At 69.3% G+C, this 10,877-nt stretch carries 12 protein-coding genes, 1 other RNA gene and 1 pseudogene; 10 read left to right on the top strand and 4 right to left on the bottom strand.

Annotated elements, in window-relative coordinates:
- Positions 1–288 (top strand): annotated as a pseudogene (locus AC1DTW_RS20820) (NYN domain-containing protein); the annotation flags it as partial.
- Positions 289–312: 24 nt separating this feature from the next.
- Positions 313–570, top strand: coding sequence for a DUF3025 domain-containing protein (locus AC1DTW_RS20815; RefSeq protein WP_477983289.1), 258 nt, complete (start codon positions 313–315; stop codon positions 568–570).
- Between the two features lie 39 nt (positions 571–609).
- Here AC1DTW_RS20815 and AC1DTW_RS20810 read toward each other — a convergent pair whose 3' ends face one another.
- Positions 610–1,062 (bottom strand): DUF4148 domain-containing protein, encoded by a 453-nt coding sequence (locus AC1DTW_RS20810; RefSeq protein WP_477983288.1) that lies wholly within the window; start codon positions 1,060–1,062, stop codon positions 610–612.
- 200 nt (positions 1,063–1,262) lie between these two features.
- On the opposite strand from AC1DTW_RS20810, the gene rnpB reads away from it, so the two are divergent.
- Positions 1,263–1,608: RNase P RNA component class A (gene rnpB / locus AC1DTW_RS20805), an RNA gene on the top strand.
- A gap of 5 nt (positions 1,609–1,613) precedes the next feature.
- Here the strand turns inward: rnpB and AC1DTW_RS20800 are convergent.
- On the bottom strand, positions 1,614–2,204 hold the full coding sequence (locus AC1DTW_RS20800; protein WP_477983287.1) for a GNAT family N-acetyltransferase: 591 nt from the start codon (positions 2,202–2,204) through the stop codon (positions 1,614–1,616).
- A gap of 49 nt (positions 2,205–2,253) precedes the next feature.
- On the opposite strand from AC1DTW_RS20800, the gene AC1DTW_RS20795 reads away from it, so the two are divergent.
- The 4 genes from AC1DTW_RS20795 (at position 2,254) to AC1DTW_RS20780 (ending at position 5,583) form a co-directional block, all read left to right on the top strand.
- Positions 2,254–3,459 (top strand): multidrug effflux MFS transporter, encoded by a 1,206-nt coding sequence (locus AC1DTW_RS20795; protein ID WP_477983286.1) that lies wholly within the window; start codon positions 2,254–2,256, stop codon positions 3,457–3,459.
- A gap of 88 nt (positions 3,460–3,547) precedes the next feature.
- On the top strand, positions 3,548–4,624 hold the full coding sequence (locus AC1DTW_RS20790; RefSeq protein WP_477983285.1) for a carbonic anhydrase: 1,077 nt from the start codon (positions 3,548–3,550) through the stop codon (positions 4,622–4,624).
- A gap of 66 nt (positions 4,625–4,690) precedes the next feature.
- Entirely contained in the window at positions 4,691–5,263 is a 573-nt protein-coding gene (locus AC1DTW_RS20785; RefSeq protein ID WP_477983284.1) for an NnrU family protein, read from the top strand.
- A 131-nt stretch (positions 5,264–5,394) separates the two neighbouring features.
- Positions 5,395–5,583: a CsbD family protein gene (locus AC1DTW_RS20780; protein ID WP_477983283.1), complete on the top strand. Its 189-nt coding sequence runs from the start codon at positions 5,395–5,397 to the stop codon at positions 5,581–5,583.
- Positions 5,584–5,597: 14 nt separating this feature from the next.
- Here the strand turns inward: AC1DTW_RS20780 and AC1DTW_RS20775 are convergent, their stop codons facing one another.
- The gene (locus AC1DTW_RS20775) at positions 5,598–7,685 is read right to left on the bottom strand and encodes an ATP-dependent helicase (RefSeq protein ID WP_477983282.1); all 2,088 of its coding nucleotides are present in this window, start codon (positions 7,683–7,685) and stop codon (positions 5,598–5,600) included.
- Positions 7,686–7,729: 44 nt separating this feature from the next.
- Between AC1DTW_RS20775 and AC1DTW_RS20770 the strand changes: the two genes are divergently transcribed.
- Positions 7,730–8,629, top strand: a complete 900-nt coding sequence (locus AC1DTW_RS20770; protein WP_477983281.1) for a DUF72 domain-containing protein — start codon at positions 7,730–7,732, stop codon at positions 8,627–8,629.
- A 6-nt stretch (positions 8,630–8,635) separates the two neighbouring features.
- Here the strand turns inward: AC1DTW_RS20770 and AC1DTW_RS20765 are convergent, their stop codons facing one another.
- Positions 8,636–9,559, bottom strand: a complete 924-nt coding sequence (locus AC1DTW_RS20765; protein WP_477983280.1) for a rhodanese-like domain-containing protein — start codon at positions 9,557–9,559, stop codon at positions 8,636–8,638.
- A gap of 98 nt (positions 9,560–9,657) precedes the next feature.
- Between AC1DTW_RS20765 and AC1DTW_RS20760 the strand changes: the two genes are divergently transcribed.
- Both AC1DTW_RS20760 and AC1DTW_RS20755 read left to right on the top strand, forming a co-directional pair.
- Positions 9,658–10,092, top strand: a complete 435-nt coding sequence (locus AC1DTW_RS20760) for a universal stress protein (protein WP_477983279.1) — start codon at positions 9,658–9,660, stop codon at positions 10,090–10,092.
- A 116-nt stretch (positions 10,093–10,208) separates the two neighbouring features.
- Complete coding sequence (locus AC1DTW_RS20755) at positions 10,209–10,793, top strand: acyloxyacyl hydrolase (protein WP_477983278.1); 585 nt, start codon at positions 10,209–10,211, stop codon at positions 10,791–10,793.
- The last annotated feature ends 84 nt before the right edge of the window (positions 10,794–10,877 follow it).

Genomic DNA, 10,877 nt, shown 5'->3' with positions numbered 1-10,877 from the left:
GCGCAGCCGGGGCGCGCGCGCGCGGCAGCGGCGCCTGCAGCACCGGTGGCGCCGCCGGCGCCCGCGCTGCCGCCCGAGGTCCTGAGCATCCTGCGGGCCGTACCGGCGCTGCGCAGCGGCACCGCGCTGCAGCTCGGCGAAGTCAGCGAGGCGCTGCGCCGGCACGAGATCCTGACCAGCAAGCGCGCGTCGGCGAGCGGCTTCCTGAAGCGCCATGCGGCGCACTTCGAACTCGTGCCCGCCGACCGGCCACGCACCGTGCGCTTTCGGGGACCGAAGGCGGCGTGAAGCCGGTCGAGGCGGCGGCAGCTCGTGCGGCCGCGCAAGGCGATCACCGCGCACGTCTGGGTGCTGCCGTGGCCGGCGGCGAGCGCTGCGTCGTCGTCGATGCAGGAGCAGGTCGCGCAATCGATGACGCCGCAGCAGCTGGCCTCGAGGCCGTTCCTGCCGCTGCCGGTGCTCGGCGTGCCGGGCTGGTGGGCGCCGAACGAAGCGCCGGCGTTCTATCGCGACGACGCGGTGTTCCGCAGCCCCGAAAAACAAACAGCGGCCCGAGGGCCGCTGTTCTGAACTCACCGGGCGCCGGGATCGGCGCCGAGGCGGAGCTTCTTACTTCTTCGGAGCGTCCTGGCCTTCGCCGGCCTTGGTCGTGGTGCCGGCCTTCACGGCGGCCTTGGTCTCCGACTTGACGTCGGCGCGCGCTGCGGACGGGCCCGATGCCGCGGCAGCAGCCGGGCTGCCTTCGCCAGCCGGCGTCAGCTTCTTGTCCTTGCGGGCGGCTTGCGTTTCGGCCTTGCGCTCGGCGCGGGTCTTGGTCGACTTGGCAGTCGACTTTTCCGTCGGCGAACCTTCGCCAGCCGGCGTCAGCTTGCCGGCCTTCTCGGCGGCCTTGGTCTCGGCCTTGACATCGGCGCGCGAGGCCGGAGCCGAAGCTTGGGCGAAGGTGGCTTGGGCGAACATGGCAGCGGCGACAGCGGCCACGACGGTCAGAGCGTTTTTCATCGTCATATCAATCTCCTGTTGAGAACGAGGGTTAGGGCATTTCACGTAAGCAGAACGCACTCGGGAGCGACATGCCCTCTTCAAGTCGGCTTGCTGTCGGGCTGCGGTTGCAGACCGGTGGAGCGCGGCACGTATTAGAACGCGGCTTCGCGGGAACGGTTGACGAAAGCCGCCAATCGACCGCGATCGCCCGATTCGAAAGGGCGATATGTTGCGCCGATGCCGCATCCGGCGCGGTCGGCAGAGATAATCGCGTCGGTGAAGCGGGCCAGACCGCCGCTGGTGCGAGGCCCGAAAGGGCGCACTGGAGGAAGGTCCGGACTGCACAGGGCGGCGTAGCAGCTAACGGCTGTCCACCGTGAGGTGAGGATCAGAGCAACAGAGACGAGTCGGCGCGTCGTCGAAAGACGGAGCGCCGGGTGAAACGGGCAATCTCTACGCGCAGCAATACCAAATAGGCACACATCGATCTGGCTCCGGGGAGTGTGCGGGTAGGTAGCATCGAGCCGTCGCAGCGATGCACGGCCCAGAGGAATGGCGGTCACGGCCGGCGCTTCGCAAGAGGCGCCGGCTGCACAGAATCCGGCCTATCGGCTCGCTTCACACTTTCTTCAGGGGCCGGCGCTCAGGCGCTTGCGCGCCGTCAGCCCACCGTCGGCGTCGGTCTTGACAACCTCGAAGCCGGCGCCGAGGTACATCGCCAGCGGCCCGTAATGGCTCTCGGCCGCGCTCGCCGCCGCGCTGCGCGGATAGGCCTCGGCCCACGCGAAGCCGCGCTCGCGCAGGCCCTCGCAGGCGGCAGCGAGCAGGGCGGTCGCGATGCCCCGACCGCGGAACGCCGGCGCGATCACGAAGCAGGCGATCGCGCCGATGCGATCGGCCTGCGGCTCGGGTTCGTCGAACAGGCCTTCGACGAAGCGCCGCGGGCCGGCATTGCACCAGCCGATCGCTTGATCCTGCGAATAGGCGAGCCAGCCGGTCATCGTGCCGTTGCCGATGCGCTCGCAGGTCGAGGCGCGGTTCTGCGCGGCGCTGCGCTCCTTCCAGGCGATCGTCGCGTGATCGGCGTGCGGGAAGTGGCAATAGCACGAGAGCCACTTCGGGTTGTCGACGAACGCGCGCTGCTCGAAGAAGTCGAGGAAGTCGGGCAGGCGCTCGGGCGTCAGCGGTCGGATCTCGGTGTCGCGCGGTGTCGTCGTCATGCATCCCTCTGCGATGGCGTTTGGGCAGGCCCTAGACTCTACGGCTTCGATGAATCCCGACGCACACACCCTCTGGCGCGCACCACGCTGGGCCCTTGCCGTCCTGCTCGCCTGCCTGGGCATGCTCGGGCCTTTCTCGATCGACACCTACCTGCCGGCCTTCACCGGCATCGCGAATGCGATCGGCGCGACGCCGGTGCAGATGCAGCAGACGCTGTCGGCGTACCTGTTCGGCTTCGCGGTGATGAACCTGTTCCACGGCGCGCTGTCCGACAGCCTCGGGCGCCGGCCGGTCGTGCTCTGGGGGCTGGTGGTGTTCACGCTCGCGTCGGTCGGCTGCGCGATGTCGCAGCACATCGGCGCGCTGGTGTTCTTTCGTGCGCTGCAAGGCATGTCGGCCGGCGCCGGCATCGTGATCTCGCGCGCGGTGATCCGCGACATGTTCCCGCCGCACGACGCGCAGCGCGTGATGTCGCAGGTGACGATCTATTTCGGCGTCGCGCCGGCCGTCGCGCCGATGGTCGGCGGGTTCCTGTTCGTGCATGTCGACTGGCATGCGATCTTCTGGTTCCTGAGCGTCGTCGGCGTGGTGCTGTGGGCCGCCAACTACAAGTTGCTGCCCGAGACCCTGCACCTGAGCCAACGCCAGGGCTTCGACGTGCGCAACCTGCTGCGCGGCTACTGGCAGATGGGTTCGAGCGCGCGCTTCATGATGCTGACGCTCGCCAGCGGCGTCCCGTTCAACGGCATGTTCCTGTACGTGCTCTCGGCGCCGGTGTTTCTCGGTGACCACCTGCATCTGGCGCCGGGCCAGTTCTTCTGGTTCTTCATGATCACGATCGCCGGCATCATGGGTGGCGCGTTCTTCTCGGGACGGCTCGCCGGGCGCATCAAGCCGCAGCACCAGATCCGCCACGGCTTCCTGATCATGCTGCTGGTGTCGATCGCGAACCTGGCGCTGAACCTGGTGTTCACCGCGCAGCCGTGGTGGGCGCTCGTGCCGCTGGGCATCTACGCGTTCGGCTGGGCGCTGATGGTGCCGGTGGTCACGCTGATGGTGCTCGACCTGGTGCCCGAGCGGCGCGGCATGGCCTCGTCGTTCCAGGCCTGCGTCGGCAGCCTCGCGAACGGGTTGGTCGCCGGCGTGATTGCGCCGCTGGTGATGCACTCGACCGTGTGGCTCGCGGTCGCCTCGCTGCTGATGATGAGCATCGGCGTGATCGCGTGGATCTGGGTCAAGCCGCGGGTGACCTGACGGCGCGAAGGCTCGGGCGCTGCTCAAGTCGGCCGGTGCGGGGTCGATATGAACGCGAGACGCGCTCGTTTCGCGCCGGAGATCCGCCATGCCCGCCCCGTCATCCAGAACCCGTCGATCCGGCGTCGCGCTGCTCGCACTGAGCGCGGCATGCGCCATCGCCGCCGCCGCCGAGCATGGCGCTGCACCGACGCAGGCCGCGGCGGCCGAGGCGTCACCGCCCCACGAGGCGCCGGCGAAGAAGGCGAGGGCGGCCGCTCCTGTCGACCCCGCGCGCGATCCGCTGGACTTGCTGCGCGAGCGCCTGGCGCAGAAGCTCGGTGCGACCAAGGCGCCGGACAACGCCAACCCGAATGTGATGCGCGTGGTGTCGAAGGTGACGACAACGTCGGCGGCGCCCGAGCACGAACCCGCGCCCGAAGCCAGGCGCCAGAGTCACCGCAAGCCGATCACGGGTGAGACGACATCGCATGCCGCCGGCGCCGGGCACGCCGCGCACTGGGACTACGCCGGCGGTGCCGGGCCCGAGGCCTGGGGCCAGATGAAGCCTGAATTCGCGAAGTGCTCGACCGGCACGCGCCAGAGCCCGATCGACATCCGCGAGGGCATCCGCGTCGATCTCGATCCGGTCCAGTTCGATTACAAGCCGAGCGCCTTTCGCGTGATCGACAACGGCCACACGGTGCAGGTCAACCTTGCCGCGGGCAGCTCGATCGAGGTCATGGGGCGGCGCTACGAGCTCGTGCAGTTCCACTTCCATCGTCCTTCGGAAGAGCGCATCGATGGCAGGCAGTTCGACATGGTCGTGCACCTGGTGCACAAGGATCTGGAAGGCCGTCTCGCGGTCGTCGCGGTGCTGCTGGACCGCGGCAGCGCACAGCCGGTCGTGCAGGCCGTCTGGAACAACCTGCCGCTCGAAAAGGGCGAGGAACTCGCGGCCCGCGGCGCACTGAACCTGAACGAGTTGCTGCCGGCCGAGCGCCGCTACTTCACCTACATGGGCTCGCTGACGACGCCGCCGTGCAGCGAGGGCGTGCTGTGGATGGTGATGAAGCAGGCGGTGCCGATCTCGGCCGAGCAGATCGGCATCTTCGCGCGCCTGTACCCGATGAACGCGCGGCCGATCCAGTCGGCCGGCGGGCGCATGATCAAGGAGTCGAACTGAAGCGGCGCGTACCCGCGACGGGGCTGACGATCTAGACTGCCCGCTCCTTCATCGCGGGAGCGTGTGATGCTGCTATTCCTCGTCGGCCTGGTGCTGTTCCTCGGGATCCACTCCGTGGCAATCGTCGCGCCGGCCTGGCGCGATGCCCAGGCGGCGCGCAACGAGCGCGCCTGGAAGGGCCTCTACTCGCTCTTCTCGATCGTCGGCTTCGGCTTGCTGATCTACGGCTACGGCATCGCGCGGCAGGCGCCGGTCGTGATCTGGACACCGCCGACCGGGCTGCGCCACGTGGCGCTGCTGCTGATGCTGCCGGCGTTCCCGCTGCTGCTCGCGGCCTACCTGCCGGGACGCATCAAGACGGTGGCCAAGCACCCGATGCTGCTCGCGGTGAAGCTCTGGGCGACGGCGCACTTGCTGGCCAACGGCATGCTCGTCGACATGATCCTGTTCGGCGCGTTCCTGGCCTGGGCCGTGGCCGACCGCATCGCGGTCAGGAAGCGCGCCGTGCCGCGCGCGGTTCCCGGCGCGCCGCCGTCGCCGATCAACGACGCGATCGCGGTCGTCGGCGGCCTCGCGGTCTACGCGCTGTTCGTGCTGTGGGCGCATCGCTGGCTGATCGGCGTTTCGCCGCTGGGCTGACGGGCTTGCCGGTTGCGCCGTGTCCTACAGTGGGTTCACGCCCCGGCCGACAGACCACGGGGCGATGCCTTCGGCAAAGTGCTGAGGTCGATCCGACGGACCGACATCAGCCCATGCGCAAAGGAGTCAGCATGAACAAGGATCAAGTCAAGGGCCGCATCAAGCAGGCCAAGGGCAAAATCAAGGAAGCTGCCGGCAAGATGATGGGCAAGCGCGGCATGGCGGTTGAAGGCAAGGTCGAGAAGGTCGCGGGCAAGACCCAGGCCGACTACGGTGATCTGCGCGCAACGCGCGACGAGGACCGGAAGAACCTGCCTTGACCCTTGGCGGCGTGTCACGACCACCGTGACCGAACGCGCGCCGCGAGGTCGACCGTGACCCGCGGCGCCTGCCCGAGCGGCACATCGTCCGGCGCTGCGTCGCCGCCGGCCGCCTCGAAGCACTCTGCGAGCGCCGGCGGAATGAAGCGGGTCAGCGATCCGTACAGGTGCTTGTCGCCGAACTCGGCCTGCTGCGTCACGTAGAAGCGCTGCGGCACCAGCAGGTGCAGATGCTGGCGCGCACGCGTCATCGCGACATACAGCAGCCGGCGCTCCTCCTCGATCTCGATCGCGTTGCCGGTCGCCATGTCGGAGGGGATGCAGCCGTCGACGGCGTTCAGCACGAACACCGCCTTCCACTCCTGGCCCTTGGCGGCATGGATCGTCGACAGGATCAGGTAGTCCTCGTCCCGCGACGGCACGCCGGATTCGTCGCTGGTCGCTTCGGGCGGATCGAGCGTCAGTTCGGCCAGGAACGATTCGCGCGAGGCATAGCCGGATGCGATGCGCGCGAGCTGCGTCAGGTCGCCCTCGCGGATCGCCGCGTCGTCGTGCAGGCGATGCAGCTGCGGTCGGTACCAGGCGTTGACGAGTTCGAGGTCGGCCGGCCAGCGCGCGTGATCCGAGCGCAGCTGCGCGAAGATCGCGACCCACGCCGGCCAGTCGGTTGCCGCAGCCGGTGGCGGCTTGAACGCGCACAGCGCGGCGGCCGGGTCGCTCGCGTCGGCCATCGCATCGAGCAGGCGCTTCGCGCTCGCGGTGCCGATGCCGGGCACGAGTTGCGCCACGCGCAGGCCCGCCATCCGGCTGCGCGGGTTCTGCGCCCAGCGCAGCGCCGAAAGCACGTCCTTCACGTGCGCGGCCTCGAGAAACTTGAGCCCGCCGAACTTCACGAACGGGATGTTGCGGCGCGTCAGCTCGAGCTCGAGCGCGGCGCCGTGGTGCGAGGTGCGGAACAGCACCGCCTGGCTCTTCAGCGCGATGCCGCATTCGCGGTGCCGCAGCACCTGGTCGGCGACCCAGCTCGCCTGCGCCGACTCGTCGGGCACCGTGATCAGCGACGGCCGCTGCGAGGAGGCCGCGTCGCTCCACAGCTGCTTGCTGAAGCGCTCGGCGGCGAGCGCGATGACAGCGTTCGACGCCGCGAGAATCGGCTGCGTCGAGCGGTAGTTGCGTTCCAGCGTGACGACCCGCGCGGCGGGCTCGAACCGGCTCGGGAAGTCGAGGATGTTGCGCAGCTCGGCGGCGCGGAACGCGTAGATCGATTGCGCGTCGTCGCCGACCACCGTCAGGCCGCGGCCATCGGGCTTCAGCGCGAGCAGGATCGCGGCCTGCAGGCGGTTCGTGTCCTGGTACTCGTCGACCAGCACGTGGTCGAAGCGCGCCGACACGTGCGCCGCGAGCGCCGGCTCCTCGAGCATCTGCGCCCAGTACAGCAGCAGGTCGTCGTAGTCGAGCACGCACTGCTGCTGCTTCGCGGCGACATAGCCGCGGAACAGTTGCTTCAACTCGTCTTCCCAGGTCTGGCACCACGGGTAGACCGTTTGCAGCAGCTCGCCCAGCGGGCACTGGCTGTTCAGCGCGCGCGAGTAGACGCCCAAGCACGTGCCCTTCAGCGGAAAGCGGTTCTTCGTCGTCGCGAACTTCAACTCGTGGCGCACCAGGCCGATCAGGTCTTCGGAGTCGCCGCGGTCCTGGATCGTGAAGTTCTCGGCCAGGCCGATCTGCGCTGCGTACTCGCGCAGCAGCCGCGCGCCGATGCCGTGAAAGGTGCCGGCCCAGTGCAGCTGCGGCGCGCGCTGCGTCGACATGAACCCGAGCGCCTGGTGCAGCACGCGGCCGACGCGGCGCTGCATCTCCTGCGCGGCGCGGCGCGAGAAGGTCAGCAGCAGGATGCGCTGCGGGTCAGCGCCGGCGAGCACCAGTTTCGCGACGCGCGCCGCGAGGGTCATCGTCTTGCCCGAGCCGGCCCCGGCGATCACCAGCAGCGGGCCGGGGATCACCGGCGGCGCGCCGGCGTCGATGCCGTGCTCGACCGCGGCGCGCTGCTGCGCGTTGAGCAGTGCGAACGGATCGGGGCGGGGGTCGGCGGACATGGGCATACTGTAATTGCATCCAGCCCGAGCCTTCTTCCGAGGAGCCCGCCATGACCGTTCTCGTCGGCACCGCCTCGTGGTCCAGCAAGACGCTGGTCGACAGCGGCCGCTTCTATCCGCCCGGCGTGACCAGCGCCGAGGCGCGGCTGCGCCACTACGCGTCGCGCTTCCCGCTGGTCGAGGTCGACTCGAGCTACTACGCGCTGCCGGTACCGGCGACCACGCAGCTGTGGGCCGAGCGCACGCCGAACGGCTTCACGATGAACGTGAAAGCGTTTCGCCTCTTCACCGGCCACCCGACCTCGCCGGTCGTGCTGCCGAAGGACATCCGCGCCGCGCTGCCGCCGAGCCGCGGCTCGAACCTGTACCTGCGCGATGTGCCGGCCGAGATCGTCGACGAGCTCTGGCGCCGCTTCATCGAGGCGCTCGTGCCGCTGCGCGCGTCCGGGCGACTCGGGCTCGTGCACTTCCAGTTCGCGCCCTGGCTGCTGCGCAATGCCGATGCCCATGCGCACGTGCGCATGTGCGTCGAGCGCATGGCCGGCCACACGCTCAGCGTCGAGTTCCGTCATCGCAGCTGGTTCGATGGCGAGCACGCGAGCGCCGGCACGCTCGCGTTCGAGCGCGAGCTCGGCGTCGTGCACACCGTCGTCGACGGCCCGCAGGGCTTCACGAACAGCGTGCCGGCGCTGTGGGAGACGACGCACCCGGGCTTCGCGCTGCTGCGCCTGCACGGCCGCAACGCCGCGACCTGGAACCTGAAGGGCGCGAGTGACTCGTCGGAGCGCTTCAACTACGACTACAACGATGCCGAGCTCGGCGCGCTCGCCACGCAGGTCGAGCGCCTCGCCGCGCAGGTGCTCGCGACGCATGTCGTGTTCAACAACAACATGGAAGACCAGGGCCAGCGCAACGCGGCCTCGCTGCTCGCGCTGCTGAGGCGACGCTGACCGGCCTCAGGCTTCGAGCGGCCGCCCCGCGGCCATCCAGGCGTCGATGCCGCCGGCCAGCGGCCGCACGTCCCGGAAGCCATGCTCGAGCAGCTTGCGCGCCGCGAGCACCGCCGACGCGTCGTTCGGGCAGGCGCAGTAGACGATGATCAGCGCATCCTTCGGGTGGGCAAGCAGCTCCGGCGCGAGTTCGCCCTCCAGCCCGACGATCGCACCGGGGATGCGGCCCTCGTCGCGCGCCACCTGCGAGCGCACATCGACGATCAGCGGCCGCTCGCCGCGGTCGAGCAGCGCGCCGAGCGAGTCGACCGACACGCGGGCCATCTTCAGCTGCTTGTTGAAGCGGTAGCGCTGCCACCACTTCGACGCGACGAACAACGCGATCGCCAGCGCCAGCAGCATCAGCCCCCATTTGCCGAACTGCGCGAGCGCCGCGACGATCTCCTCGATCGCCGGCGCGAACAACCAGCCGAGCGCGAGGCCCACGCCGACCCACAGCGCCGAGCCGAGCGTGTCGAACAGCAGGAATGCGCCGCGCGGAATGTGCATCGCGCCGGCCAGCGCGGTCGCGACCGATGCAAAGCCCGGCACGAACTTCGCGACCAGCAGCGAGGGCGGCCCGAAGCGCGTGAAGATCGATTCGGTCTGGCGCACGCAGCCATCCGGTGACAGCGAGATCTGGCACAGCACGCGCAGCACGCGCCGGCCGCTCCAGCGGCCGATCGCGTACCAGACGCTGTCGGCGATCAGGCAGGCCACGACCGCCACCCCGAGCAGCGCGAGCACGTTCAGCTCGCCGCGCGCCGCGAGCGCGCCGGTGACCATCAGCATCGGGTAGCCGGGCACCGGCGCGCCGAGCTGCTCGACGAGGATGTTGACGAACACGAACAGCAGTCCGAATTCGGCGATCAGGCGGATCAGGGTGTCCAAGCGTGCGAAACGGCAGCCGAGGGGATGTGCGGAAGTGTCGCCTGGATTTTCTCGCACGGCAGGCCGTAAGCTTGGCGCCTCAGTCCTCAGGAGGCCCCATGAAAATTCTGTTGCCCGTCGACGGATCCGAAGGCGCGCTCGAGGCCGTGCGCCATGCGCTGCGGCTGGTCGGCGACGGCCTGCGCGCAAGCTTCGTGCTCGCCAACGTGCAGGAGCCGGCGTCACTGTACGAGGTCGTCGTCGCGCACGACGCCGAGGTGCTCGAGCAGGTCAGCACCGCCGCGGCCGAGCACTCGCTCGGGCCGGCACAAGCGCTGCTGAAGTCCGCCGGCGTCGCCTTCGAGACCGAGATCGGCCACGGCGATCCGGGCCACCTGCTGGTCGAACTCGCCGAGCGCTGCGAGTGCCAGCTCGTCGTGATCGGCGCGCGCGGCGTCGAGCCGTTCGACGGCGGATCGCTCGGCTCGGTCGCGAACTCGGTGCTGCACCATTCGAGCGTGCCGGTGATGGTCGTCAAGCGCGCCGAAAGCTGACCCGCGGCGCGGAGCCGTGTGCTCTGCTATGGTCGTGACACCGAACGAGGCCGTCGCCTCGCCCCCGTCCATGTCTGCGCAACGATGCTGGATATGCCCTTCAGCCCTTGCCCCCGATGACCCTGCAACGCCCTCGTTGCGGGATTCCCTCAGTGCTCGGGGCCAGCGTGCTGGCAGCGCTCGTCGGCGGCCTGGCGCCACATCACGCGCATGCGGACTCGGCGCTCGCGCCGTCGACCGTCTTTCTCGAGGCGGGCAGCGGTGGCGGTACGCACGAGCAGACGGCCGGGCTCACCTGGGATTGGGACAAGACCTGGTCGATCGGCAGCGGGCGCGTGTCGGGCTACTGGGAAGCCTCGATCGCGAGATGGTCGTATCCCGGCGAGACCGGGCGATCGACCTCGCTCGGCAAGCTCGAGTTCGCGCCGATGTTTCGCTACCGGCCGAGCGACGGCGCCTCGCGCTGGTTCATTGAAGGCGGCATCGGTCTGACCCTGATGAACCGGATGTTCGTGAGCGACCGCAAGCGCTTTTCGACGCGCTACAACTTCGGCGATCACCTTGGAATCGGCCGAAACTTCGGTGCGCAAGGGCAGTACGAGCTCGCAGTGCGCGTCGAGCACGTCTCGAACGCCGGTATCAAGGAGCCGAACCCGGGGGAGAGCCTGGTCCAGCTGCGCTTCTCGTACGGCTTTCGCTGACGGGCCTGCACCGCAGGGACACTTCGCGGAGCTTCCGGCGCGCCGGATTTACCTCAGGTAACTGGCGCTGCGATCTAACGCTTC

Source organism: Rhizobacter sp. P5_A1, from assembly GCF_056400745.1.
This window is presented reverse-complemented; position numbering and strand designations above follow the sequence as displayed.

Bases quoted from the DNA above. Each gene is read 5' to 3' on its own strand.
- AC1DTW_RS20770 (WP_477983281.1), top strand. From the start codon at position 7,730: ATGACCGTTCTCGTCGGCACCGCCTCGTGGTCCAGCAAGACGCTGGTC.
- AC1DTW_RS20795 (WP_477983286.1), top strand. From the start codon at position 2,254: ATGAATCCCGACGCACACACCCTCTGGCGCGCACCACGCTGGGCCCTT.
- AC1DTW_RS20760 (WP_477983279.1), top strand. From the start codon at position 9,658: ATGAAAATTCTGTTGCCCGTCGACGGATCCGAAGGCGCGCTCGAGGCC.
- AC1DTW_RS20790 (WP_477983285.1), top strand. From the start codon at position 3,548: ATGCCCGCCCCGTCATCCAGAACCCGTCGATCCGGCGTCGCGCTGCTC.
- AC1DTW_RS20780 (WP_477983283.1), top strand. From the start codon at position 5,395: ATGAACAAGGATCAAGTCAAGGGCCGCATCAAGCAGGCCAAGGGCAAA.
- AC1DTW_RS20785 (WP_477983284.1), top strand. From the start codon at position 4,691: ATGCTGCTATTCCTCGTCGGCCTGGTGCTGTTCCTCGGGATCCACTCC.
- AC1DTW_RS20800 (WP_477983287.1), bottom strand. From the start codon at position 2,204: ATGACGACGACACCGCGCGACACCGAGATCCGACCGCTGACGCCCGAG.
- AC1DTW_RS20755 (WP_477983278.1), top strand. From the start codon at position 10,209: ATGACCCTGCAACGCCCTCGTTGCGGGATTCCCTCAGTGCTCGGGGCC.
- AC1DTW_RS20775 (WP_477983282.1), bottom strand. From the start codon at position 7,685: ATGCCCATGTCCGCCGACCCCCGCCCCGATCCGTTCGCACTGCTCAAC.